The following is a 26969-nucleotide window of genomic DNA, read 5'->3' on the forward strand; positions in this document are numbered from 1 at the left end:
CGGTGGTGTGAGAGGTCGGTGAACACGAAAGTAGGAAATAAACACCTATGATTAGGGTTTACCTCCTACTCGATTATCTTTAAGGCATACTATTTTTCAGGTAAAAGATGTTTTTTTTAATGTATATATGTAACTATTTGTAAACCATTATGTTATTTGCTGTTTTAAAAAATAGATTATTTTTGTGCTAAAAATAATTTATTTTTGTATTAAAAATAAATTAAAAATGAAATCAAAAAATATCTCTTGTTTTATAAAGAGAGTATAGCTTGTGTTGTTAAAGGTAAGGGTTGGACATTAAAAAGCGGGATTTGAACATGGGATAGTATGTTTTTATTATTATGTATAACATACTTGTAGTATGTATTATACCGTTACAAACTAATGTTCAAACCCCGAAAGCAGGCGAACTGCGACAAAAAAAGGACATCTTTTAAAACCCTAAAAAACAATGTTTTATCATGTTTTTAGAAGTATTTTATCTCCTTTTCTAATAGTTCTGATAAGATTAAGTTTGGAAGTCTGCTTGTGCCAAGACGGAAATAATAGTTAGATAGCCACTTTTCGCCTAACACTTCTTTAAAGATAGTATAATATATTACAGCGTCCATGACACTGTTAATGCCGCCAGCAGGTTTTAATCCTATCTGTATGCCTGTCTTGTTATAATATTCTTTTATAGCCTGACACATTACATAAACGGCTTCTGCTGTTGCACCACCACCTTCTTTGCCTGTGCTGGTTTTTATAAATTGAGCACCAGAATACATAGAAAGCAGGGCTGCTGTTTTAATGTTTTTAGCTGTTTTTAATACACCTGTTTCAAGGATAACCTTCATGTCTACGTCGCCACACACTTCTTTAAGCTCTGAAATGGTATCGCAAACGCTCTCGTAATCTTCTGAAAAGAATTTTCCTACGGGTAGAACAATGTCTACATTAGTAGCCCCGTCTTTTATAGCAAGAGCTGTTTCTACTGTTTTTACTTCTAAAAAGCTCTGTGATGAAGGAAAAGCTCCCGATACCACTGTAATATCCACACCATCTATTTCAAGACTGTTGGCTACAAGTTTTGCAAAGTTAGGGTAGGTTACTATGGTGCGAACATTAGGTAGGTTAGGATATTCTTCCTCAAACTTATTAACGTTTTCCACCATTTTAAGCACCTTCTCTTCGGTATCGCTGACACTTAGTGTAGTATATTCTACTGTGCTGAGGAGAAACTTCTTTACCTCCTTGTTATTATTCTCACTTACCTTTTCCTCAATAATTTTCCGTACAGCATTTTTTACCTCATCATCAGTAATATTGAGGTCATACAATGAAAGGGCTTGCTCGTACTTACTACTATCCACCTTACCAGTATTTTTCTGTTTGTGAATGTCGTTAGAGAATTGTTCTTTTATACTTCCCATATTGATTTTAATTATATTTATGATATTATTTATTGATTTCGCTTATTTATTTCTTTTATCTTTAAGTTTAGGGTTATTAATATGCCTATCTTTATCGCGGGTAGTTTTTTTATAGAAACTTTTTTGCAATTCCTCGGTGAGATCTACCCCTGTTTGGTTTGCCATACACATAAGTACCCATAGTATGTCAGCCATTTCTTCACCGATGTTGGGTTTTTCTCCTTTTTTAAAACTCTGATCTCCATACTGGCGAGCCATTACACGAGCAAGTTCGCCTACCTCTTCTGTAAGGCAAGCCATATTGGTAAGCTCGCTAAAGTAGCGCACGCCATAGGTTTTTACCCATTGGTCTACTGCTGATTGTGCTTCTTTTATTGTCATTATATTTTATGTAAATCCTTTAATTCCACCACAAGATACGATAAATGCTAATCCTATTATCCAGGCTATGATAACTATAGCGATATAAATAATGAGTACTTTAAGAGCTTTATTATTATTTTCTTTTACCATTTCCTCTTTTTGCAAGTATCGTTAGATATTTTGTTTCTATTCCTTATTATGTGTATCCATACAAATAGTTACAGGACCATCATTTAGCAATTCCACTTTCATATCGGCACCAAACTCTCCTCTTCTCACTTCTTTACCAAGTAGGGTGGAAAGAGCCTGACAGAAATGTTCGTAGAGAGGGATAGACAGCTCATGTTTGGCTGCGTGAAGCCAACTGGGGCGATTGCCTTTTTTGTAGCTTGCAAGTAGCGTAAACTGTGAAACGACAAGTATGTCGCCTCCTTGTTCGATAATGCTTTTATTCATTATCCCATTATTATCATTGAAGATACGAAGACCAATAACTTTTTTTACAAGCCAGTTAGCATCTTCCTGAGTATCGTTATCTGCTATCCCAAGTAAGATAAGATACCCTGAGCCTATAGCTGATTTTACCTTGCCATCTATAGATACTGAGGCTTTTGTTACGCGTTGTATTACTATTCTCATGTTACAAATATACGAAATATTCCGCTACTTATCTGTTTTGTTGTGGAAATAATTAAAAATTATTTCAGCTTTAAATTTGCCAATGATACCTGTAAGTGTCTGTAAATCAGTAGTTTTTATATTGCTTAAGGTCTTTAGTTCTTTTAAAAGAGCTTCTTTTGTCTTAGGTCCAATGCCTGGAATCTCATCTAATACGCTATGTAGCTGATGTTTAGACCGTTTATCTCTGTGAAAGGAAATGGCATATCTGTGCACCTCATCTTGTATCTGTGTGAGTACTTTAAATAGCTCAGAAGTGGGTTTTATACTAATGGTTTGGGCTGGGAAGCCATATAGAAGTTCGTTAGTGCGATGCTTATCATTTTTAGCTAAGCCAGCTATAGGGATATGAAGATGTAGCTCGTCTTCTATAACAGTGCGCACTACTTCCATTTGACCTTTACCGCCATCGGTAATAATAAGGTCGGGTAGAGGAGTGCCTTCTGCTTTTATCTTGCTGTAACGGCGGCGTACCACCTCCTGCATCGATGCGTAGTCATTAGGACCTTCTACTGTTTTGATGTTATATTTACGATAGTCTTTTTTTGAAGGTTTCATCTTTTTATATACTATACACCCTGCTACTGCATCTGTTCCAGATATGTTAGAATTGTCGAAACACTCAATAGTATAAGGTAGTTTGGGAAGTTTTAGTTTGTCGCGAAGTTCTGTCATAAGGCGTGTTTGCTTTTGTTCAGGATTGAGTTTTTCAGCTTGTTTTAGTCTGTCGAACTTATATTGTTTAGCATTCATTTGCGATAACTCAAGCAAATGGCGTTTGTCTCCGCGCTGAGGAATGAAAAAGTCAGCATCTTTTATTTTAAAATCAAGCTCGAATGGCACTATAATTTCTTTTGCTTTACTTTTAAATCTTTCACGAATCTCAGGTATGGCCTCATTTAATAGTTCTGCATCGCTCTCATCAAGTTTGCGTTTATATTCGTATGTGAAGCTTTGATTAATGGCTCCATTAGTAACATGAATGTAATTGATAAAAGCATTTTTATTAGTTTCATCATTATCTATTGAAAAGACATCAACATCGGTAATGGTGTAGGATACTATCTCGCTTTTTGTAGCAAAATTATCTAAAGCAATGTATTTCTGTTTACATATCTCAGCTTCTTCAAAACGTAGCTGCTCTGATAGCTCTTCCATTTGCTTACGTATGATGTGTTGCACAGAACGTGTATTGCCTTTTAGCACCTCTTTTGCCTGTTTTATGTTCTCTTGATATTCATTATAGCTTTGCTTGTTTATACATGGTGCTCCACAATTTCCCATGTGGTATTCTAAGCACGACTTATATTTACCTTGCTGTATACCTTCTTCTGTTATAGGGAAACGACAGCTTCGCGGCTTATAAGTTTTCTTTATAATGTCTAAAATAGCGTACATGGAGCTAATGTGTGAGTAGGGTCCAAAGTATGTACCAAGCTTTTTATTAATTGTTCTTGTGTGAAATATGCGAGGAAAAAGCTCATTAGTTACACAAATGCTGGGATATGTCTTGCCATCTTTAAGCAAGACATTGTAACGTGGTTGGTATTGTTTTATAAGCTGATTTTCTATTAATAAGGCGTCTTCTTCTGAGTTTACTATAGAATAAGAAATGTCGAAAATTTTAGAAACAAGGAGCTTTGTCTTAAAACGATCTACCTCTTTATGAAAATAAGAGGCTACTCTGCGCTTTAAGTTTTTAGCCTTCCCAACATAAATGATAATATTATCTTTATCATAATATTGGTATGTGCCAGGCTTCTCTGGCATGCTTGCTACTATAGTTTTCAAACGTTCTATGCGCTTTTGATTATTTTCTTTATCCATTTTTTGTAACTATCTTGTTTCTAACTGTTTCTATCTCCTTTGTTCCACGTGGAACGTTTAAGAATCTTTATTTATCTTTAGCCTTATAGGTGGTTTTTTATTAGTAAAGGATTATGAGCAAGTGGATTTTAAAAAGAGGATAAACGGTGTAAGGTTTCTATAAACTCTTTCGTGTTTTCTTTGGCTTGCATCTTTTCTTTAGGTTTATGTTTTTACTTTCTGTGTTTATGTAAGAATACGTATCTATATATGTTTTTAAAATTAAAAGGCGGAACATCTTTCTCTTAAAAGTTGCTCCGCCTTTGTTTGGTTATTATTTATTATTCTATTGTTTAAATATTATTTTTTTAGAATTGGAGCAGAGATGAGATCTCTATATCTTTGTCAAATTGTGATCTACATTCTGGAAATTCTTTTAATAGTTCTATTATAAAGTTGCAATATACCTTCTTTGGGTTGAATTTCTTTACTAATTTACATGCAGCTTTCATAGTTCCACCTGTAGCAAGGAGGTCATCGTGAAGAAGGATAACGTCATTTTCGTTAATAGCATCTTTATGTATTTCTATTGTGTCTGTGCCGTATTCTTTTTCGTATGTTTCTTGTACGGTTTCACAAGGTAGTTTGCCTGGTTTCCTGCAAAGCACTATGCCTGCGCCAAGACGTTCTGCAAGGGCAGAAGACATGACAAAACCGCGACTTTCGATGCCAACAACTTTTGTTACACCTTTATCTTTATAAAGCTCGTACATCTCGTCGGAAATCTCTTTTAAAGCTTCTGCCGATTTAAATAGTGTTGTAACATCACGAAAATTAACACCCTTTATAGGCCAATCTGGAATACATCTCAGGTTGTCAAGTAATAGTTGTTTGTTCATTAGTGTATTTTTCTTTTTACTTTAGTTGCTTATTTATAATATAAAATGTTATTTTATAATAATGTTTTTATTGTCTTTTTTCTCTTTTCATCGACCCATTAATATTAATAGTACATTAATATCATTAGGACTAACTCCGGGTATTCTGCTTGCTTGTGCTAAAGTTTCGGGTTGTATACGCTCTAACTTCTGTCTGCATTCAGTAGAAAGGTCATGTATTTTGTTATAGTTAAAGTGTCCTTTTATCTTTATATTCTCTAAACGGTGCATCTTTTCTGCAAAAATACGTTCACGTTCTATATATCCTTTATATTTCATTTTTATTTCGGTTGCCTCTATTATTTCTTCTTTTCTGTTAGGACATGTTTCTAAACATTCCTTTAAAGTAGGTAGGATATTGGCCAAATCTGTTATAGTTACATTAGGTCTACCGATTAAATCGATTAATTTTGTAGTTCCCTTAATGGGAGAAGATCCTATTTTTTCTAATAAACTGTTTACGTATTCAGGCTTTACAGTGTTATTATAAAAGAAGTTTTCTATGCGTAGAATATGTTCTTTTTTCTCTAACCACCAGTCGTAACGTTCACGTTTAGCTATTCCTAAAGTATATGCCTTTTCTGTTAAGCGAGCATCAGCATCATCTTGTCTGAGTAAAATGCGATACTCTGCACGTGAGGTAAACATACGATAAGGTTCATCAACACCTTTTGTAGTTAGGTCATCTATAAGCACTCCTATGTAGCTTTCGTCCCTTTTCATTATAAAAGGCTGGTTATTACTGCATAAGTTAGCAGCATTAATGCCTGCTACTATTCCTTGTCCACCAGCTTCTTCGTAACCTGTAGTACCATTAACTTGCCCTGCAAAGAATAAACCTTCAATGATTTTAGATTCTAAAGAAGGTTTTAATTGGGTAGGATCAAAGTAATCATATTCAATAGCATATCCCGGTCTATATATCTTTGCATCGCTTAGAGCAGGAATTTGGTGTATTGCTTCTATCTGAATATCCCATGGCATACTTGATGAAAAGCCATTAAGATACATCTCGTTTGTATCAACTCCTTCAGGTTCAAGAAATAAAGGGTGTGATGATTTATCAGGAAAAGTTATAAGTTTAGTCTCTATAGAAGGGCAATAACGTGGTCCTGTACTCTGAATTTGCCCATTAAGTATAGGTGCTTCTGATAAACTATTACGTATGATGCTGTGTGCTTTTTCATTGGTATTAAATGTCCAACAAGGCATTTGAGGTAAAGAACGTTGTTTGCCAAAAAATGAGAATTGGTGGTAATCTGAATCGCCTGGCTGTTCTTCTGTATATTCAAAATGTACCGAGCGCTTATCTATACGTACAGGAGTACCTGTTTTCATGCGTGCTACAGTAATTCCCCAACGAGTTATGCTATCAGTAAAATTATGTACGGCAGGTTCTGATATTCGCCCTCCTTCTACTTGTTTATTTCCAATATGCATTAATCCGTTAAGGAAAGTTCCTGCTGTTATAATTACAGTACGTGCATACATATCTATACCCCAAATAGTTTTTACTCCTATAACTCTTTGTGCAGCTTCTTTAGAAGTGTTGCTCTTCTCTACAAGGAGTTCTGTAGCTTGATCTTGAAATATGTATAGGTTATCAGTATTGTCTATTGTTTTCCTCCAATTATCAATATATTTTTGTCGGTCGCACTGTGCTCTTGGGCTCCAAACTGCTGGCCCTTTCGAACGGTTGAGCATACGAAACTGAATAGAAGAAGCATCAGTAATAAGTCCCATATACCCCCCTAGAGCATCAATTTCGCGTACTATTTGCCCTTTGGCTATTCCGCCTATGGCTGGATTACAGCTCATTTGGGCTATTTTGTTCATATCCATTGTTAGCAAACAGGTCTTTGCCCCCATGTTAGCAGCAGCAGCTGCTGCCTCGCAACCTGCATGCCCTCCACCTATAACAAGAACATCATATTGAAAAATCATTGTTTATACATTTTCTAATTTCTATGCAAAAGTAGGAAATTTAATCCGATTTCTTTTGTTTTCGCTTGGGTTAATCACTAAAATATAGTACTTTTGTACAGATTTTGTGCGAGGCAATACCAAGAAATTAGTATTTTATTACTATTTTGTTATATGCTTTTTGTGCAAATGTAATAAATAATAGCTTTTATAGCTTGTTATAATATAAATCTCCACAGTAAACGATAAAGAAATTCTAATAATTAAATAAAATCAAAATCAGTTCATTTATGTGGTTAATTAATTCACCAATTGGAAGAAAAGTGATAATGGCTGTAACAGGCTTTGCACTTATTCTATTCTTAACTTTCCACCTTTGTATGAATGTTGTGGCCTTTTTTTCTGGTGAGGGTTATAACATGGTGTGTGAATTTTTAGGTTCTAACTGGTATGCAGTTGCAGGAACAGTGGGGCTTGGAGCCTTGGCTGTAGTGCATATTGTGTATGCTTTTATCTTAACAGCACAGAATAGGCGTGCTCGTGGTAATGAACGTTATGCTGTAACAAGCCGTCGTCCTGAGGTAAGTTGGGCTAGTCAGAACATGCTAGTGTTAGGTTTGATCATCTTTATAGGTCTTGCTCTTCATCTTTATAACTTCTGGGGACATATGATGTTTGCAGAGTTAGCTAAGATAGAGGTTGCTCATAGTCCTGCAGATGGTTTTGCTTGGATACAAGATACTTTTGCCAGTCCAGTTTATTCTATCCTTTATCTTATTTGGATTGTTGCGATATGGTTTCATCTTTCTCATGGGTTTTGGTCGTCAATGCAAACCTTTGGCTGGAGTGGTAAGATTTGGTTGAAGCGTTGGCAGTGTATAGGTTTAGTTTATGTAACTATACTTATGGCCATCTTTGCTTTTTTAGTACTTGCTTTTTGGTTAGGTTTTGCTCCTAGTATGTAAGTAGCTGTTATCCTAATTAATACCTAAGATCAATAAAAAGAAAAATTAAAGCATGAAATAAGATTATGACTAATCAAATAAATTCAAGGATTCCTGAGGGCCCAGTGGCCGAAAAATGGACCAATTATAAGAATCACCAACGTTTGGTGAACCCTAAAAATAAACTAAAGTTAGATATTATCGTTGTAGGTACAGGTCTTGCTGGTGCATCTGCAGCGGCATCTTTAGGCGAGATGGGATTTAATGTTTATAATTTTTGCATTCAAGATTCCCCTCGTCGTGCACACTCTATAGCAGCGCAAGGTGGTATTAATGCTACTAAGAATTATCAGAATGATGGTGATTCTGTTTATCGTTTATTCTATGATACGGTAAAGGGTGGCGATTATCGTGCTCGCGAAGCTAATGTTTATCGATTAGCGGAAGTTTCTAATGACATCATTGATCAATGTGTTGCACAGGGTGTTCCTTTTGCTCGTGAGTATGGTGGTATGTTAGCAAACCGTTCTTTTGGTGGTGCGCAGGTAAGTCGTACATTCTATGCTAAGGGGCAGACTGGTCAGCAGTTGTTACTTGGTGCTTATTCTTCGTTAAGTGCCCAGGTGCAAGCAGGAAAGGTTAAGCTATATACTCGTTATGAGATGGAAGATGTAGTTATAGTAGATGGTGCTGCTCGTGGTATTATAGCAAAGAATCTTGTAACAGGTAAGTTAGAGCGTTTTTCTGCAAATGCAGTAGTAATAGCTACAGGTGGTTATGGTAATGCTTATTTCCTTTCTACAAATGCGATGGGTTGTAATTGTACAGCGGCTATTCAGTGTTATCGTAAGGGAGCTTATATGGCAAATCCATCATACGTTCAGATTCACCCTACTTGTATTCCTGTACATGGTGATAAGCAATCTAAGCTAACTCTTATGTCAGAGTCTTTGCGTAATGATGGTCGTATTTGGGTTCCTAAAAAGCTTGAAGATGCTAAGGCTATTCAAGCAGGAACAAAGAAGGGGTCTGATATTCCTGAAGAGGATCGTGATTATTATTTGGAACGTCGTTATCCTGCTTTTGGTAATTTAGTGCCTCGTGATGTTGCTTCTCGAGCTGCAAAGGAGCGTTGTGATAAAGGTTTTGGTGTAAATAATACGGGTTTGGCTGTATTTTTAGATTTTTCTGAATCTATAGAACGCCTTGGTCTTGATGTTGTTTTGCAACGTTATGGTAATTTATTTGATATGTATGAAGAAATTACCAATGTTAATCCTGGAGAGGTTGCTAATGAGATAAATGGTGTTAAGTATTATAATCCGATGATGATTTATCCAGCTATTCACTATACTATGGGTGGTATTTGGGTTGATTATGAGCTGATGACTTCTATTAAGGGTTTATTTGCTATTGGTGAATGTAATTTCTCAGATCACGGTGCTAACCGTTTAGGGGCATCAGCATTGATGCAAGGTCTTGCCGATGGTTATTTCGTTTTACCTTATACTATTCAGAATTATTTGGCAGATCAGTCTCTTTGGGCTCATCTTTCTACCGATCTTCCTGAGTTTGATGAAGCAGAAAAGAAGGTAGAATCTGAAATGGATCGTCTATTGAGTATTAAAGGTAAGCGTTCTGTTGATTCTATCCATAAGGAGTTGGGTCATATCATGTGGGAATATGTTGGTATGGGTCGTACAGCAGAAGGTTTGCGTATAGGTCTTGATAAGTTGAAAGCTATACGAAAGGAGTTTGATACAAATCTTTTTGTTCCTGGAACTAAGGAAGGTTTGAATGTAGAACTTGATAAAGCTATTCATCTTCGTGATTTTATTCTTATGGGTGAGCTTGTAGCTAATGATGCTCTTTCTCGTAATGAGAGCTGTGGTGGACATTTTAGAGAGGAGTATCAGACAGAAGAAGGCGAAGCTAAGCGCGACGATGAGAATTTCTTTTATGTAGGTTGTTGGGAATATCAGGGCAATGATGAGACTGCTCCTATACTCCTAAAAGAGACCCTTGAGTATGAAGCAATAAAGGTACAAACACGTAATTACAAGAATTAATCATGGCAAAGACATTATCATTCACATTAAAATATTGGCGTCAGAGTGGTCCACAGGCAAAGGGATACTTTGATACCCGTGAGATGAAGAACATTCCAGACGACACTTCATTTCTTGAAATGCTCGACATTCTTAATGAGGAACTTATTAATGAAGGGCAAGAACCTTTTGTTTTCGATCACGATTGTCGCGAAGGTATTTGCGGTATGTGTTCGCTTTATATAAATGGGCACCCTCATGGTCCTGCAACAGGTGCTACTACATGTCAGCTTTATATGCGTCGTTTTAACGATGGTGATGTAATTACAGTAGAGCCTTGGCGTTCGGCAGCTTTTCCTGTAATTAAAGACTGTATGGTAGATCGTACTGCTTTTGATAAGATAATGCAAGCAGGTGGTTATACTACAGTGCGTACTGGTCAGGCTCAAGATGCTAATGCTATTCTTATTCCTAAGCAAGATGCCGATGAAGCTATGGATTGTGCTTCTTGTATAGGTTGTGGTGCATGTGTTGCCGCTTGTAAGAATGGTTCTGCAATGCTTTTTGTTTCTTCTAAGGTAAGTCAGTTTGCTTTACTTCCTCAAGGTAAGCCAGAGGCTGCAAAGCGTGTTAAGGCTATGATTGCTAAGATGGAAGAAGTAGGTTTTGGTAACTGTACTAATACTCGTGCTTGTGAGGCAGAGTGTCCAAAGAATGAGTCTATAGCTAATATAGCTCGCTTAAATCGTGAGTTTATTAAGGCTAAGTTGGCTGATTAAAAAACCTTTGTCTATAACAAAGACGAGGTGTTTTAACATTTTTTCTAATAGTATTTTATCCTATAGTTTGTATATCAAGCTATAGGATATTTTTTATTTTATAACTATTCTTTTTATCTATTCATTGAATATTGTGTGTTTTTTTACTAATTTTGTACACTTACTAAGCGTATAAATTAATAAAAATAATAGTAATGGCTGATAATAGACTTTCTGAAACCATAAAAAAGGTTTCTTATTCTTCTTATCATAAGCTTCCTTCTAAGGGAATATTTCTTTACATAAAGGCAGTTAAGGACGATAAAACTGTAGTTTTGAAAGCCTTAAAAGAAGAATTGCGTGATCGTGTTTTGTTTTGTAATGTCTTAAAAAAGGAATTTGAAATTTCTAAAAATCTTAGTCACCCTAATGTTGTTCGTTATAATGATATTGTTGAAACAGATGAATATGGTCTTTGTATAGAGCAAGAATATGTAGATGGTATTACATTGAAATCGTATTTATTAGAAGGGCATATTGATGACGATAAGATAGCTATTGTTAATCAGATAGCTTCTGCTTTGGAGTATATTCATGGACAAGGTGTTATACATCGTAACCTAAATACGTATAATGTTTTAATATCCACGCATGATAATGTAGCTAAGATAACCGATTTTAGTGTACTTTCGGTAGATGCTCTTAAGCCAGGTAGTGAAGCTATGCGTTTTATAGCTCCAGAACTAAAGGACGAAACAATAGCTGCTGATGCTTTAGTAGATATATATTCTCTTGGTGTAGTTATTAAATCTATGGGATTAACACTTGCATATAGTGAGCATATAAAACGCTGTTGTGCTTTTAAGCGTAGTGAGCGTTATGCTGATGTAGGCGAGTTTTTAGCCGATTTCAATAAATCAGGTTCGTCTATGTCTATGCCAAAGATTAGCGGTGGTATGGTAAAAGTGTTTGGATTAGTTATTATTCTTATATGTATAGTAATTGCCGTATTGTGTTTTAAAGATACGCTTTCCGTTGAGTTTGGTAAGATTAATTTATCTTCTTTATTTTCAAGAGATAAGGTAGAGGCTTCTGTTGATACTTTACAGGTTGATAAAAAGCCGAAGATAGAGGTAAGAAGAGATAGTTTTCCTACTACAGGAAAAATGGCTTTCTTAAAAACTATGAAGCCTGCTTTGTATAAGGATTTAGATGGTATTTTTTCTAAATTTGATAAGAAGGCTATGACGGTTGCTAATAAAACTAAGTTAAATGCACGTATAAAGGCTTATTATAAAGGTCTGATAGCTGCAAATGACACATTAGATAACGAGCAGCGTTTAGCACTTGATAATATTTTTGGTAATTATGTTAAAGCAAAAAAAGCTGCATTGAAGTAATTTAGGTTTCGCTCTGCTTTTGTAGTAAGTATGGCTGTAATAAGAGTGTTAGGTAATAGCAATAACTGAGCGGTTATTGTTAAATGATAGGCAAATATAGGTGCCTTGTAGGTCTTTTCTTTTATTGTTATAAAAGGTAATGTAAAGAAACAAGGCAATGTTATACTTGTTGTTTAGTAAAATTGTAATATGTTGTAAATGAGTACACTTACAGATAACTGCGACAAAACAAGGAAATTTATAACAGAGCATCTTACTGATAATATTCGCTCTTTAGCTCTTAAAGCTAATACTTATAAAGATATTAATATTTCTTTCGCACTTGATCAGATTGCTGGTTGGCAGAAAGCTTGCATAAAGTTGCCATCATGGGCAAATATTCAGGGTATTATTTATCCAAAGCATATTTCTTTAGAGCAGTGTTCCAGTGAGGTTACTGCCACGTATAAGTATCATCTTGTTAGACGTATTATTGGTAACTGTGATAGAGAAAAAGTTACTTTGTCTACCTCTTTGCTCGACCTTACTGGTGGTTTTGGCGTAGATTTCTCTTTTATGGCTCGAGCTTTCGACAAAGCAGTGTATGTAGAGCAGCAAGAAGAGTTGTGTGAAATAGCACAGTATAATTTTGATCTTTTTCATTATGAGCGTACCATCATAGAGATAGTTAATGCCGAAGGTATTAACTATTTACATATAACAGATCCTGTTACTGTTATTTTTATCGATCCTGCACGTCGTGATTATAATGGTGGTAAAACGGTGTTTATATCCGATTGTAGTCCTAATATTATTCCTATAGAGGAAGAGTTGCTTTTAAAAGCACAGTATGTAGTAATTAAATTATCACCTATGCTCGATTGGCATAAAGCTGCGACTGATCTTTGTAGTGTGGGTGATGTTGTGCGAGAAGTACATATTTTATCGGTAAAAAACGAGTGTAAAGAGCTTCTTTTAGTTCTGCAATCTGAAGAAAAAGCGAGACTTTTAGGGCTTTCACCGTCAAATATAAATATATTTTGTGTAAACGATGATCAGGTAATAAGTTTTTCTATCGAAGAGGCTAAAAATGCTGTTTTACGCCTTTTTACCGAACAATTGCAGATAGGTATGTATCTTTATGAACCTAATTCTTCGTTGATGAAAGCAGCTTCTTTTGGTGTTATTACTCAAAAATATCCAGTGTCTGCTCTTGCTCCTAATTCTCATTTGTTTGTTTCTTTCGATGAAATCGCTAATTTCCCGGGTAGATCGTTTGTAATAACAGGTTTTTCTTCGTTTAATAAAAAAAGCCTTAAACGCTTTTTATCTGGTCTTTCTAAAGCAAATATAGCTACTCGCAACTTCCCCCAAACTGTTAGTGAGCTGCGTAAACGGCTTAAATTAAGCGAAGGTGGTAAAGATTATTTGTTTGCTACCACGCTTATTAACGGTGAGCATTATATGATAAAGTGTGCTAAAATATAGCTTTTAAATATACAAAAAAGCATCTATCTTGCCTGTATTCATAACTATCTGTATATTAACGGAATATATCTTGTTTTGAAAAATAGATTATTTTTTGTACAAAAATAGTTTAAAAATGATATAAAAATAAGTTATTTTTTGGTTCAATGTTTAGCTAATAGCAATAAAAAAGGTATCCTTTTCTTTTCTTTAAGAATACCTTTTCTTTTTCTTTAATTGTACTTTGCTTATTATTATGGTATAATATTTCTTTTAAGGACGTTGTTATATCAGTTTCTTTTATAATTAGTAAAAGGTCTTTATATTTACTGTTTATACGTTTTCTCGATATATTTATTTGCTCAATATTTATGATTATAGCGAGTGAATAGTTAGTTTTGTTTAAATAAATTATATATCGAAGAGATTAGGCTGTATAGGATTTGCAGATTGATAATTGCGCCCAAGATGTTCATAAGCCAGTTGTGTAGCAACACGTCCACGTGTTGTTCGTTTAATAAATCCTTCCATTATGAGAAATGGTTCGTATACTTCTTCTACTGTTCCACTGTCTTCTCCTATAGCAGTAGCAATAGTAGAAACTCCAACAGGACCACCTCCAAACTTATCTATGATGGTAAGTAATATTTTATTGTCTATTTCATCAAGTCCGTATTGATCGATGTTAAGCGCTTGTAGAGACATTGTGGCTATGTTTGGAGTAATTGTTCCGTTGCCTTTTACTTGTGCAAAGTCGCGTACACGGCGTAATAAAGAGTTGCATATACGCGGTGTGCCACGTGAGCGAAGAGCTATTTCTTCTGCAGCTTCGTCTATTATAGGTACCTTTAGTAGTGCAGCCGATCGTTTAATAATGCGTTGAATAGTTTCTGCGTTATAATATTCTAAGTGCATATTTATACCAAATCGTGCTCGTAATGGTGCTGTAAGTAACCCACTTCTTGTAGTAGCTCCTATTAAAGTAAATGGGTTAAGTTCTATCTGTATGCTGCGTGCAGATGGTCCTTTGTCTATCATTATATCAATGCGATAATCCTCCATGGCAGAGTATAGGTATTCCTCTACAACAGGTGATAGGCGATGTATTTCATCTATAAATAAAACATCATTAGGCTCAAGACTGGTAAGAATGCCGGCTAAGTCGCCCGGCTTGTCAAGTACAGGTCCTGATGTTATTTTAAATCCTACTCCAAGCTCATTAGCAATAATATTGCTTAATGTGGTTTTGCCTAATCCGGGAGGTCCATGTAGTAGGGTATGATCTAAAGGTTCTCCTCTATATTTAGCAGCTTCTACGAAGACACTAAGGTTTTCTACTACCTTGTCTTGTCCGCTAAAGTCGTTAAACTTCAGTGGTCGTAGCGCATTTTCAAAATCTTTTTCAGCCGATTGTAATCGCGCTTCTCTTATATCAAAATCTTCAGTCATATATATTCTATAGTTTATAATGTGATATAATCATATTCTGTAGCGAATAATCCTTCACTTTTTAAGTTCTCTTTAATAGTCTTAATGGCAAGTTCCGACTGATCTATCCCTATCCATTTCCTGCCTAAGCGATTAGCAGCTTTTAGAGTTGTACCTGAACCTGCAAAGCAATCTAATACAATAGAATTTATTGATGAAGATGCTTTGATAATAAAATGTAAAAGGTCTTCATTCTTTTGGGTAGGATAAATAGGATATTGAGGATCTTTAAAATCCCAAATATCTTGCGCTTTTTTCCCTATTCTATCGTCTGCATAGTTTATTTTGCGTGGATTCCCATTGCTTGACCATTCTATTAATCCTTTTTTATCCAATTGTTTTCTAATCCTTTATCTCTATTATAGTTTAAATATTTATGTGCAAATTCTTTTAAAGATTGGTCTGTTCCTTTCAGAATAGCAAAGTCTTTTGCATTTAAGAAAGCATCTTCTTCAATAGGTAAGCAGCCTAAAGTACCAGAGTTTAACCAGTTTGTAAATAGTGGTCCTATCTGTCTGTTAGTCTCTTTTGGTTGTGTACATCTTTCATATAGTTTATCAAGTCCTAATTCTCTAATACGTCCACAAATTCTATTGACAGTTAGTGGATTCCTTTCTACTGCTGATTTTGCATGTTTAAAGAAAGAAACATAACTGTCTTTTATAGGAAACAGTTTTAATTTTAATAAAGATTTGAAAAGTTCTACGTTATTATAAGACTTGTAATATTCTTCAATATTATGCCAAGTATCCTTATTTATTTCACGAATAGAGTCAGGACTTAGAGGATATACAGAGAATAACTGGTCTAAATAATCTTTTTGATTAGCTAACTCAATACTATATTTTGTGAAAATATTCATTTGCTATAGTGATGTTTAATTTGAAAATCAAAGGTACAAAAAAAAACTCAAAATGAGTATTATACGAGTATTATACATGTTTATAGTATACATATATGGGAAAAAATGTCTACTTTTGCACACATAATCATTCACCTATTTTATTTAGATAAACTGTGAGTATAAGTAAGAAACTTTTGTATCGTGAGATCATCGATTATGTAATGATAGCCGTAGGTATGATGTCATATGCTATAGGTTGGGCTATTTTTTTATTGCCAAATAATATTGGTAATGGTGGGGTAGCAGGTCTTTCATCTATTATTTATTGGGGTACAGGTACACCTATTACCTACACTTATTTCTTAATGAATGTTGTTTTATTAGCAATAGCACTCAAGGTTTTAGGTTGGCGCTTTTGTGTTCGTACTATTTATGGCGTAGTAACGTTAACTATTTGCACATGGCTTGTGAGGCATTTCTTTCCTCATCCAATGATTCTTCATTCACAACCTTTCATGGTAACTATAATAGGAGGTCTGTTCTGTGGTGTTGGTGTTGGTTTTGGATTGGCATTTAATGGCAGCTCAGGAGGGTCTGATATTGTAGCTGCAATGGTTAATAAGTATCGTAATATTTCGTTAGGGCGTGTTATCTTGTTAGTAGATATTATTATAGTAACGCTTAGCTATCTTGTTTTACATGACTGGGAACATGTTATTTATGGATATATAACATTGTTTACTATAGCCTTTGTTGTAGATCAGGTTGTGAGTGTAGGTAGGCAGTCGGTACAGTTTCTTATTATATCAGAACGTTATGAAGAAATAGCAGAGAAGATATCAGGTGGTGCAATACCACGCGGTTGTACTTTTCTTGACGCAGAAGGCTATTATACAGGGCATAAAACAAAACTTATTCTTACGGTAACGCGCAAGAGAGAGGCACCAGCAATGTATAGATTAGTAGATGAAATAGATCCGCATGCATTTGTAACGCAAAGTCAGGTAACAGGTGTTTATGGTAATGGCTTTGATCGTTTAAAGGTTAAACATAAAAAGAGGTCTTTAAAGCAAAATAAAGAGTGAAAGTGTATGTTAGCGTTTTTATAGACGTAGCTTTTTAATAGTTTTGGCAAAATGATGTTCTAAAGCGTTATATATTATACATTTCTTCTTATATTTGTTGGAGCAATAATAATTTTATAAGTATGTTAAAAGTATTACTTCAATTATGGTGGACACAAAAGAGGCGCACCTTCGATTGGAAGAAAATGGGTATATTGATCTATTTTTTCTTATGTATAGTGATAATGATAGGTGGTTTCCTTTTTGAGGTAAATGCTAATATCACTAAGATTTTACACGATAGAACATTACAAATAGCAGCTGTTCCCATTGCATTGGGGAGTATTCCTATTTGCCTTATGTCAATGTTTATGATGAAGATAGAGGAGAACGGTATGGATAATGCTATCAAATCTCGTCCTATTTCAAAACTGACGTGGGGTCAGTTTATCGTAGCTTCGAGTGTAATAGATTATTGGACAGCCTTTCCACCCATACTCACAGGTATAGTGGCTTGCCTTATTATGCCTATTGGGTATGCTCTATTAACCTTTGTTTTGGCATATATCCTTAGTACAACGATGGCACTTTTTGTTACTAGTGTGCGTTTATCCAATAATTATCTCTTAAGAATTGCTACTTGGGTAGGCTTTGCTTGTTTTCTTATGTTTATTACATTTGTAATGATATTTGGCATATCGATGCTTACAGAGGTAGCTTTAGCCTTTGAGATAGGTGTTATTACAGTGTTATATGCTTGTAGCTTGTTTGTTTTTATTTATAATTTAGATAATTATAATGAGCAAAAAGAGTATAAAAGGAGTAGTAGGAAAAATAGTAAGGTAGGGCGTTTTACGATGGAATGGGCTGCTTTATGGCGTACAAAACGTTTTAAAAATCCCATTATTTTATTTCTATTGTTATTTACAGGAGATCTTTATCTGCTGGTAAATCTAAATGAAGCAGATATGGGTTGGTCAGCTATGTCAAGCTATTATTTATTCTTTATTTTTATTATTCTTTACGCTCCATTTATGTTGGGACAGTTTATGTTAGGCATAGAAGCAAATTTTATCGACGGACTCTTTACTAAACCTTATGTACTTGAGGAGCATTTAAACACGAAATATTACTTTTTTATGTGCTTAAATGTTGCTTCTTCGTTGTTATTGTTACCTGGTGTATTCTTTAATTTATGGAGATTAGACCTTATAATAGTATCTGTAGTCTTTAGTTTTGCCGTCGATCTGTTGCTATTTATTACTTGTTTAAAATCGAAGAGGATAGATCTTTTCTCCAGTGGGTTCTTTAATTATCAAGGTGCTAATATGGGTTTTAATGTATATGGATTAATGCCTATTATAGGAGTAGTGGTCTATATAGCCCTACTAACAATGCTTCCGTCCTTTTATATGGCAGAGGCTGTCCTGTGTATGATAGGTGTTTTAGCCTTCATGTTTCACAAACGAGTTATTAAAATGTTAGTAAATAGATTTATGAAGCAAAAGTATGCCCGCTTAGAAGAGTTGAGAAAGTAAGAAAATAAACGACTAAAAAATACGACAAACGATGGAAATTCAGATTAGTAACCTTAAAAAGCAATATGGTGATAATACAGTATTGGATATAGAAGCCTTAACAATCCAAAGTGGGGAGTTGGTGGGCTTAGTAGGTAATAATGGTGCAGGCAAAACTACTTTGATGCGTCTTATGCTCGATTTAATACAGAGTACAGAAGGGGAAGTGCTTATATCAGGTAAGAAAGTATGTGATACAGATGTATGGAAACATTGGGTTGGCTCTTTTATAGATGGTAGTTTTTTGATTGATTTTTATACACCAGAGGAGTATTTTGAATTTATTGCTAAGGTATATCATATCCAAGAGCCTATTCTTAAACAGCGTTTAGCTGAATTTTATGATATAGATAGGGGTGAAATACTTGGTACAAATAAGCTAATTAAAGATTTTTCGCAGGGTAATAAGCAAAAGATAGGTATTATAGGTGCAATGATAATTGCCCCTAAAGTGTTGATATTAGATGAACCTTTTAATTATTTAGACCCTTCGTCTCAAATCTTTGTAGCTAAAAAAATACAGAATATTTGTAGCGAGAATGGTACAACAGTACTTATATCCAGTCATAATATTCAGTTTATAGCAGATATTTCTACTCGCATTCTTTTACTTGAAAAAGGGAAAGTGGTTAATGATATTAGTAATAAAAATGGTAATATACTTAAGGAAATTAATGAGTATTTTGAGCAAAAGTAGTTTTATTGTTTTTATTAACTAACTTTTGCCCAAAAGTTTTATAAGTATACTATTTAATAATAGTAATATAAATATTTTTTATATGTATTTGTAAAAGACATATAATTTTATTATTTGCGACTTATTTCTAATGCTTTTTTTATAATATGGCTTTGCTCATTCCATATTCTGAAATATTCATTTGTGTCCCAAAGATCCCTAGCTATAAGAGCTTTTAATTGTAGTTTTATATATTTTTGAGTGTTTTGCAGTTCTTGGTCATCTTTAGCTTCTATCTTTTGCTTCTTTCCTTCTGTTATAATTTGATTGATAAGCGATAAAGGTATAGTATAGTTTCTATTGAAAGTTTCGAATGATTGGTATGTATTTTTTAGCTGTTTACGATTTTGATCTGCATATTTTAGATATGCATTCATAATTATATTCTTAATGGCTAATTGTCTATGTAATCTTGTATATTGTGTTGTGTCGAGTGGAACAAATACATCTGGCATTATTCCCCCACCACCATACACTAATCGATGTTGTCTTTTTGTATAAAACTTTTGTGATTTATCAAAGTGTATACTGTCAGGATTTGTTAGTTCACCATGTTTCAATCTGTTTTCAATATCCATATCATAATCCTCTTGATAACCTTTTTTATAAGGCTTTTGAATGCATCTTCCACTTGGAGAATAATAATGAGCTATGGTAAGACGTATCATGCTTCCATCAGGCAAATCAATGGGGCGTTGTACTAATCCTTTGCCGAATGTACGGCGTCCTATTATAATTCCTCTGTCATTATCTTGTATAGCACCAGACACTATTTCACTTGCAGAAGCTGTAAACTCATTTACAAGGATATATATCTTTATATCTTTTAGTTTTCCTTTACCATTTGAGCGAAACTCTTGTTGCTTCATATTTCGTCCTTTAGTGTATACTATCATATCCCCATCTTTTAGGAATTCATTAGCAATTTGTACGGCAGCTTGTAAATATCCACCTCCGTTGTCTTGCAAATCAATGATTAATTGTTTCATTCCTTTGTGCTGAAGTGTGTTAATAGCACTCATAAATTCAGTATAAGTTTTTGCTCCGAAGCTGCTCCATCGTATATATCCTATTTTTGGACGAATCATATATGCAGCATCTATTGTGTGTACAGGGATTTTAGAACGAGTAACAATAAAATGTAAATGTTCTTTTGTTCCGCGTCGTATAATGGTTAGTTTTACCTTTGAGCCTTTAGGGCCGCGTAGTCGTTTCATTATATCTATTTTATCCATCTTTACACCGGCAATAGTGGTGTCGTTAACAGCTATTATGCGATCACCAGATGAAATACCTACTTTCTCAGACGGTCCTTTTACTATTGGCTGAACAACTACTAAAGTGTCATTAATCATATTAAACTGTATACCTATGCCTTCAAAGTCGCCTTCTAAAGGTTCGTTCATCGCTTTTGTTTCCTTTGCATCGGAATAAGTTGAATGAGGGTCTAACTCTTTAAGCATTCCTCGTATAGCATCTTCTGCTAATTTTTCTTCGTTTACAGAATCTACATAAAGAGAATTTATAGCCATTTCCGCGAGTTGAAGTTTGCGAAGAGGTGAGTTTTTTCCAAAATTAAACTTTATTTGTGCTAAAGAATATATAGGAAATAGTGTGATAAGTATTATTAATATAGTTGTTTTTTTCATTACTTTGTGGCTTTTTAGTAAGTGTAATTATGTTTTATATATGTTGATAAGTATATGTTTAGCTATTGAAAAGTTTGTGTTTTTACTAACTATCTTCGTCAATAACGTCTTCTTCTACGACGAGATTATCTATAATAAAATTTTGTCTTTCCATGGTGTTCTTACCCATATAGTATTCTAAAAGCTTTTGTACCTGATCTGTTTTATGAAGTGTTACTTGTTCTAATCGCATTTCTGGACCGATGAAATGCATAAATTCGTCAGGCGATATTTCGCCTAATCCTTTAAATCGTGTAATTTCTGGTTCAGGTGCTAAGTCGTTAATAGCTTCTAATCGTTCCTCTTCAGAGTAGCAATAGCGTGTAATAAAGTCATTTTTCTTTTCACCTTTTACTCTGTTTTGGTCAGCTTCTATGATTGTTTTTTTGTTTTTTATTTTTGTTCTTCGGTTACGTATTCTAAATAAAGGTGTTTGTAAAACATATACATGTCCTTTCTTAATTAGTTCGGGAAAGAACTGTAGGAAGAATGTAATAATTAGCAATCTGATGTGCATACCATCGACATCGGCATCTGTAGCTACTATTATTTTGTTATATCTTAGCGTATCAAGCCCTTCTTCTATATCTAAAGCGGCTTGTAAAAGATTAAATTCTTCATTTTCATATACCACTTTTTTTGTAAGTCCAAACGAGTTAAGTGGTTTTCCTCTTAGTGAGAATACTGCTTGTGTATTAACATCTCTACTTTTGGTAATAGACCCACTTGCAGAGTCGCCTTCTGTTATAAAGATAGAGCTTTCTTCTTTTCTATCATTCTTTATATCGCTAAAGTGTATACGGCAGTCTCGTAGTTTTTTATTGTGTAGATTAGCTTTTTTTGCTCTTTCGCGTGCTAACTTTGTTACACCTGCCATCGCTTTTCGTTCCCGTTCTGTTTCTTTTATTTTATTCTCTAAAATATCAGCACAATCTTCTTTATGAATATGTAAGTAGTTATCAACATTAAGTTTTATGAAATCGCCTATATATTTGTTTATGGTGTCCCCGTTAGGTTCCATAAGTGTGCTTCCTAACTTTACTTTTGTTTGTGATTCAAATATAGGTTCTTCTACGTTTATAGCTATGGCTGCTACTAATCCATTTCTAATATCTATGTATTCGTATTTGCCATAGTATTCTTTTATGGTTTTAGCAATATGTTCTTTAAACGCACTTTGATGAGTTCCTCCTTGTGTGGTGTGTTGTCCGTTTACAAACGAGTAATATTCTTCACCATACTGATTTGTATGAGTAAATGCTATCTCTATATCCTCTCCTTTCATGTGTACGATAGGGTATAACGGATCAACGGTCATATTATCGGTTAGTAAATCTTTCAAACCATGCCTACTTAATATACGGCGTCCATTGTACATGATGGTTAGTCCCGTATTTAAGTAAGTGTAATTTCGGAGCATTGTTTCTACTATTTCATCAAGAAATTTATAGTTTTTAAATAGAGTGTTATCAGGTTCAAAATATATAAAAGTTCCGTTTTCATCGTTGCTTTTAGACGTTTTGTCGTCTTTCAAGCAGCCTTTTTCAAAGCATAGATGTCTTACTTTACCATCGCGGAAACTTTTCACCTCAAATTTAGAGCTTAAAGCGTTTACAGCCTTTACACCAACTCCGTTTAGTCCGACACTTTTTTTGAAAGCTTTAGAATCGTATTTACCTCCTGTGTTAAGCATAGAAACGGCTTCAATGAGCTTTCCTTGTGGAATGCCACGCCCGTAATCGCGTACTGTAACACGAAGATTATCTTCTATATCTATCTCTATTCTGTTGCCAGCTTCCATTTTAAACTCGTCAATAGAGTTGTCTATAACCTCTTTTAGTAAAACATAAATACCGTCTTCAGGTAGCTTTCCATCACCTAATCTTCCTATATACATACCGGGGCGTGTACGAACATGTTCCATATCTGAAAGATGTCGTATGTTATCATCGGTATATTGTACTATATTTTTAGTTTCTTCTACCATATTGATTTTTAGTTTTACCTTTTTAGAGGTTATGAAAAGTTTTCTTTATGAGATAATGTTATGGTGTCTTTTTATAGTAAGCTCTTTTTAAAGCATCGACGTCTTTTGTGAATTTCAGGTGATAGAGGTCCCCACTGATTTTGTATATTTTCGTTGGTTTCCATTTCTACTTGTGTTTCTCCCCATTTGAATCCAGCTTTATTAAATCGTGGAATTAAGTCGCTAAAGAGAAGAGCATTTGCTCCTTTTGTGCGATATTCGGGTAAAACACCTACTAATAGACAATCGACACCTTCAGTTTTGTTAAACTTAATAGCTTTCAACAAATGCCACCAACCAAAAGGAAGCAGCCTTCCTCTATGGCATTTTTGAAGAGCCCTACTTAGCGAAGGTATAGTTATTCCCATGCCTGCAATAGCATCGTTTTTATTTCCGTCTACTATAACTGTTATGAAATCGAGGTTAGCAAAAGGGAAATACATGTTTACGTATTGATCTATTTGCCTGTCGGTAAGCTGTGAATATCCATATAGGTCTTTGTAGGTTTTGTTTACTATCTCGAACAGCTTGCGTCCATATCCTTTTTCAAAGACATCTTTTTTAGTAAGTTTTTTTACTCTAAGATTATATCTTTGTTGTATCATTTTTGCTATTTGAGCATATTTTTCAGGAACTCCATAAGGAATAGTAATGAATTGTTCGATGTAATCGTTGTCTTTCTCCCAGCCTCCAAGCTGTTCTAAGTGTTTAGGATAATAATCATAATTATAAATAGTAGCCATTGTACCGAGCTTATCAAATCCCCATATCAGCATACCCTCTGGGTCCATATCGGTAAAGCCTAATGGTCCTACTATTTGTTCCATTCCTTTGCTTTTACCAAATTCTGCTACAGCATTTAGCAATGCTTTAGACACTTCTATATCATTTATAAAGTCGATCCAGCCAAAGCGGACATTTTTTATTTTCCATTTTTCGTTAGCTCTATAATTAATAATAGCTGCTACACGTCCTGCGAGTTTACCATCTTTATAAGCAAGATAATATTCTGCTTCACAAAAGTCGAACGCAGCATTCTTATCTTTAGATAGTGTGTTCATATCATCGCTAAACAAGTTAGGGACATCGTAGGGATTGTTTTCGTAAAGGTCATGGTGAAAATCAATGAAAGTTTTTAAATCTTTCTTTGTTTCAACCTTTTTTATTTTTATTAATGACATTGTTATATTATGTTATTATAAATTTTTAAAACATGCAAAAATAGTAATTAATATGCAAAAAGCCAAACAACATTATCTTTTTTTAATAACGACATATTTGTCTAATAGGTTATGTTAGGTATTGTTAAGGTGTTAAATATATGTTTTATAATAGTATTTGTAATGTAGATATAAATAGGATATTAGAAGAGGTAAATGGAACTTTTAAAAGTAAGGAAGTATATGTTTTGTTTTACGAAAGATTACTTTTATAGCGAAAAACGGCAAACTATAAAAGAGCAAAAGGTGTTATATTGTACTCAAAAATAGACTATTTTTATATGATTTTTAATTTATTTTTCATATAAAAATAGTTTATTTTTCAAACTATTTTATAATGTATTGACATATAGTAGTTTATGTTTAGGTTGGAAAGATGTGATTTTTAGCTATAAAATTGTGGACTTTTTATATGGAAGAGTAGGAGGGTAGGTGAATTTAGGGCAAACGTTTGCACAAGGGTTGTGTGTTGATTTGTATCATTTTCCTTTATAGGTTAAAAAACAAAATGTAATTTTATCATGCGATATGATGTAGTGTTGCCTAAAATTATTTAAGGCAGTCTTCAGCATGAGCTGTTATTTTTATTTATTAATACAACCTTTATATACTATTATTTATTAATCGATCAAGATATGAAAATTCGTACTTTTACCTATTCAGCAGCCGTAGTATTGCTGCTATCTGCTTGTGCTAAGAGCAGTGATCTTGGCATTACAGGAGAAGAACCTAATCCGCCTAAGCCAAAAGTAGAGGAAGTTGGGGTATCTCAGGGGTGGCCTAAAGACTATGAAGGGGTGATGCTTCAAGGTTTTTCTTGGGACTCTTTTGATGATACTAAGTGGACAAATCTATCCAGTCAGGCAGATGAGCTGTCTAAGTATTTTTCACTTATTTGGGTACCACAGAGCGGCGATTGTAATACTCCTTATAAAAATATGGGGTATATGCCAGTATATTATTTTAAGCAAAATTCCAGTTTTGGTACAGAATCAGAGCTTAGGGAAATGATAAAAACTTTTAAGGAAAAAGGTACTGGTATTGTTGCAGATGTAGTTATTAACCATCGTAACAATCTTGGTGCAGGTGGTTCTTGGGTAGATTTTCCTGTTGAGACATATAAGGGTGAGACTTTCCAAATGTTGCCAACAGATATTGTTGCTAATGATGATGGTGGAAACACAGCCAAACAAGGATATAAGCTAAGCATAAATAATGATGAAGGAGCTGATTGGGGTGGTTGTCGCGACTTAGATCATAAAAGCGAGAATGTGCAAAAGGTACTAAAGGCTTATTTGAAATATCTTAAAAACGACCTTGGATATACCGGTTTTCGTTATGACATGGTAAAAGGATATGATGGTTATCATGTAGGTAATTATAATGATGCAGCAAATATTGAGTTTTCTGTAGGTGAATATTGGGACAATAATGAGGCCATAAAGATTTGGATAAATCGTACAAATAGAAAGAGTGCTGCATTCGATTTCCAGTTTAGATATAATGTGCGAGATGCAGCAAATAATGGAGATTGGACAAAACTTAACACGGAGAACAACTTAATACACGATGTTAATTTCAGAAGATATGCTGTAACTTTTGTAGAAAACCATGATATGCAGGATCGTGGCAATGCCAGTGGATATACAAAAGATCCTATTAATAATAACATATTAGCAGCCAATGCCTATATGTTAGCCATGCCAGGCACTCCATGTGTTTTTCTTCCGCATTGGAAAAAATATAAGGAAGAAATAAAGTCTATGATAGATATTCGCAAAACAGTAGGTATAACAAATATGTCCGATTATAAAATACTTACTTCAGAGCATGATCTGTTCAGAGCAGAAGTTACTGGTAAAAACGGAAAACTTATAGTTTGTGTAGGTACAAAAGCTGGTAAAGAGTCGGCAGAAGCAGGGTATACTAACGTTCTTAATGGTAATAACTATGCTTATTTATTGGAAAATACAGGTAAATACGCAGGTAATACAATATTATTTGATAAGTCAGAAGGCACATATTATAATAGTGTAGCGGTAAAAGTGAGTTCGCCAGCTACAGCAAAAAGTGCTAAATTAGTATATACTTTAGATGGTTCTGACCCTTTAGTAACTTCTTCTGCTGTGCCTGATAATGGCATAATTACTTTGGACAAGACAGCAACATTATCGGTGGGTATTGTTCAAAATGGTGCTATTACTACAATAGTACGTCATAAGTATACCGTTTTATCTTTTACACCTCATAAGGCAAGAGTTTACTTTAAGAAGCCAGCAGACTGGAACGAGGTGTATATATGGGCATGGGACGCTGATAATTCGGCTTTGTTAGGTGTTCAGTGGCCAGGAGTTTCAATGCATGCTACTACTATAAATGGTGAGAGTTGGTATTATTACGACTTTGATATTAATAAAGGAGGATATACTGTAAATGTGATTTTTAACCAAGGGAAAGTGGCAAATGCGGTACAAACAAAAGATATAGTTGGTGTTAGCAAAGATACGTATTATGAGCTTGGTGTGGCAGATGATACAGGTAAATATAGTGTAGTAGACGTTACTTCAAAGCATTAATATATAGGTGTTTACCATTATAAATGGTAAA

General features: G+C 34.4%; 22 protein-coding genes. 9 read left to right on the forward strand and 13 right to left on the reverse strand.

What is annotated here, in order from left to right:
• Positions 1 to 467 precede the first annotated feature (467 nt).
• From deoC to mnmG, 7 genes are all read right to left on the reverse strand, one after another.
• A complete protein-coding gene (gene deoC / locus AC1DCD_RS05435) occupies positions 468 to 1415 on the reverse strand; it encodes a deoxyribose-phosphate aldolase (protein WP_008447218.1) in 948 nt (315 codons plus the stop codon).
• Between the two features lie 42 nt (positions 1416 to 1457).
• The gene (locus AC1DCD_RS05440; RefSeq protein ID WP_008447269.1) at positions 1458 to 1796 is read right to left on the reverse strand and encodes a nucleotide pyrophosphohydrolase; all 339 of its coding nucleotides are present in this window, start codon (positions 1794 to 1796) and stop codon (positions 1458 to 1460) included.
• 6 nt (positions 1797 to 1802) lie between these two features.
• A complete protein-coding gene (locus AC1DCD_RS05445; RefSeq protein WP_008447290.1) occupies positions 1803 to 1928 on the reverse strand; it encodes a hypothetical protein in 126 nt (41 codons plus the stop codon).
• A 36-nt stretch (positions 1929 to 1964) separates the two neighbouring features.
• Positions 1965 to 2417 (reverse strand): D-aminoacyl-tRNA deacylase, encoded by a 453-nt coding sequence (dtd, locus tag AC1DCD_RS05450; RefSeq protein WP_019036305.1) that lies wholly within the window; start codon positions 2415 to 2417, stop codon positions 1965 to 1967.
• A gap of 24 nt (positions 2418 to 2441) precedes the next feature.
• On the reverse strand, positions 2442 to 4283 hold the full coding sequence (uvrC, locus tag AC1DCD_RS05455; RefSeq protein WP_036856057.1) for an excinuclease ABC subunit UvrC: 1842 nt from the start codon (positions 4281 to 4283) through the stop codon (positions 2442 to 2444).
• A gap of 347 nt (positions 4284 to 4630) precedes the next feature.
• On the reverse strand, positions 4631 to 5161 hold the full coding sequence (locus tag AC1DCD_RS05460; protein WP_008447279.1) for an adenine phosphoribosyltransferase: 531 nt from the start codon (positions 5159 to 5161) through the stop codon (positions 4631 to 4633).
• Positions 5162 to 5248: 87 nt separating this feature from the next.
• On the reverse strand, positions 5249 to 7144 hold the full coding sequence (mnmG, locus tag AC1DCD_RS05465; protein ID WP_036856054.1) for a tRNA uridine-5-carboxymethylaminomethyl(34) synthesis enzyme MnmG: 1896 nt from the start codon (positions 7142 to 7144) through the stop codon (positions 5249 to 5251).
• Positions 7145 to 7413: 269 nt separating this feature from the next.
• Here mnmG and AC1DCD_RS05470 point away from each other — a divergent pair, with 269 nt between their 5' ends.
• The 5 genes from AC1DCD_RS05470 (at position 7414) to AC1DCD_RS05490 (ending at position 13740) form a co-directional block, all read left to right on the forward strand.
• Positions 7414 to 8088 (forward strand): succinate dehydrogenase cytochrome b subunit, encoded by a 675-nt coding sequence (locus AC1DCD_RS05470; RefSeq protein WP_036856052.1) that lies wholly within the window; start codon positions 7414 to 7416, stop codon positions 8086 to 8088.
• Between the two features lie 65 nt (positions 8089 to 8153).
• A complete protein-coding gene (locus AC1DCD_RS05475; protein WP_019036309.1) occupies positions 8154 to 10136 on the forward strand; it encodes a fumarate reductase/succinate dehydrogenase flavoprotein subunit in 1983 nt (660 codons plus the stop codon).
• 2 nt (positions 10137 to 10138) lie between these two features.
• Positions 10139 to 10894, forward strand: a complete 756-nt coding sequence (locus AC1DCD_RS05480) for a succinate dehydrogenase/fumarate reductase iron-sulfur subunit (RefSeq protein WP_008447174.1) — start codon at positions 10139 to 10141, stop codon at positions 10892 to 10894.
• A 194-nt stretch (positions 10895 to 11088) separates the two neighbouring features.
• Positions 11089 to 12273, forward strand: coding sequence for a protein kinase domain-containing protein (locus tag AC1DCD_RS05485; RefSeq protein WP_008447244.1), 1185 nt, complete (start codon positions 11089 to 11091; stop codon positions 12271 to 12273).
• 198 nt (positions 12274 to 12471) lie between these two features.
• A complete protein-coding gene (locus AC1DCD_RS05490; RefSeq protein ID WP_464640768.1) occupies positions 12472 to 13740 on the forward strand; it encodes a THUMP-like domain-containing protein in 1269 nt (422 codons plus the stop codon).
• 390 nt (positions 13741 to 14130) lie between these two features.
• Here AC1DCD_RS05490 and ruvB read toward each other — a convergent pair whose 3' ends face one another.
• The 3 genes from ruvB to AC1DCD_RS05505 are packed head-to-tail and all read right to left on the reverse strand — an operon-like array spanning position 14131 to position 16069.
• On the reverse strand, positions 14131 to 15168 hold the full coding sequence (ruvB, locus tag AC1DCD_RS05495; RefSeq protein ID WP_353586005.1) for a Holliday junction branch migration DNA helicase RuvB: 1038 nt from the start codon (positions 15166 to 15168) through the stop codon (positions 14131 to 14133).
• A gap of 14 nt (positions 15169 to 15182) precedes the next feature.
• A complete protein-coding gene (locus AC1DCD_RS05500; protein ID WP_464640765.1) occupies positions 15183 to 15542 on the reverse strand; it encodes a DNA methyltransferase in 360 nt (119 codons plus the stop codon).
• A complete protein-coding gene (locus AC1DCD_RS05505; RefSeq protein WP_464640763.1) occupies positions 15524 to 16069 on the reverse strand; it encodes a hypothetical protein in 546 nt (181 codons plus the stop codon). Before AC1DCD_RS05505 ends, AC1DCD_RS05500 begins: the two co-directional genes overlap by 19 nt.
• 203 nt (positions 16070 to 16272) lie before the next feature.
• Here AC1DCD_RS05505 and AC1DCD_RS05510 point away from each other — a divergent pair, with 203 nt between their 5' ends.
• From AC1DCD_RS05510 to AC1DCD_RS05520, 3 genes are all read left to right on the forward strand, one after another.
• Complete coding sequence (locus AC1DCD_RS05510) at positions 16273 to 17136, forward strand: YitT family protein (protein ID WP_019036315.1); 864 nt, start codon at positions 16273 to 16275, stop codon at positions 17134 to 17136.
• 122 nt (positions 17137 to 17258) lie between these two features.
• Positions 17259 to 18653 carry a DUF5687 family protein gene (locus AC1DCD_RS05515; protein WP_464640761.1) on the forward strand — a complete coding sequence of 465 codons (1395 nt, stop codon included), beginning with the start codon at positions 17259 to 17261 and terminating at the stop codon, positions 18651 to 18653.
• Positions 18654 to 18684: 31 nt separating this feature from the next.
• The gene (locus AC1DCD_RS05520; protein ID WP_464640760.1) at positions 18685 to 19389 is read left to right on the forward strand and encodes an ATP-binding cassette domain-containing protein; all 705 of its coding nucleotides are present in this window, start codon (positions 18685 to 18687) and stop codon (positions 19387 to 19389) included.
• Between the two features lie 110 nt (positions 19390 to 19499).
• Here AC1DCD_RS05520 and AC1DCD_RS05525 read toward each other — a convergent pair whose 3' ends face one another.
• The 3 genes from AC1DCD_RS05525 to AC1DCD_RS05535 all read right to left on the reverse strand — a co-directional run bounded on the left by AC1DCD_RS05525 (position 19500) and on the right by AC1DCD_RS05535 (position 24323).
• Entirely contained in the window at positions 19500 to 21077 is a 1578-nt protein-coding gene (locus tag AC1DCD_RS05525) for a S41 family peptidase (protein ID WP_464640759.1), read from the reverse strand.
• An 85-nt stretch (positions 21078 to 21162) separates the two neighbouring features.
• Positions 21163 to 23103, reverse strand: coding sequence for a DNA topoisomerase IV subunit B (locus AC1DCD_RS05530; RefSeq protein WP_464640758.1), 1941 nt, complete (start codon positions 23101 to 23103; stop codon positions 21163 to 21165).
• A gap of 71 nt (positions 23104 to 23174) precedes the next feature.
• A complete protein-coding gene (locus tag AC1DCD_RS05535; RefSeq protein ID WP_036856038.1) occupies positions 23175 to 24323 on the reverse strand; it encodes a hypothetical protein in 1149 nt (382 codons plus the stop codon).
• Positions 24324 to 24997: 674 nt separating this feature from the next.
• Here AC1DCD_RS05535 and AC1DCD_RS05540 point away from each other — a divergent pair.
• Positions 24998 to 26938, forward strand: a complete 1941-nt coding sequence (locus AC1DCD_RS05540) for a starch-binding protein (RefSeq protein ID WP_036856035.1) — start codon at positions 24998 to 25000, stop codon at positions 26936 to 26938.
• Positions 26939 to 26969: the final 31 nt, after the last annotated feature.

This window comes from Prevotella sp. C0209C1 (assembly GCF_056583855.1).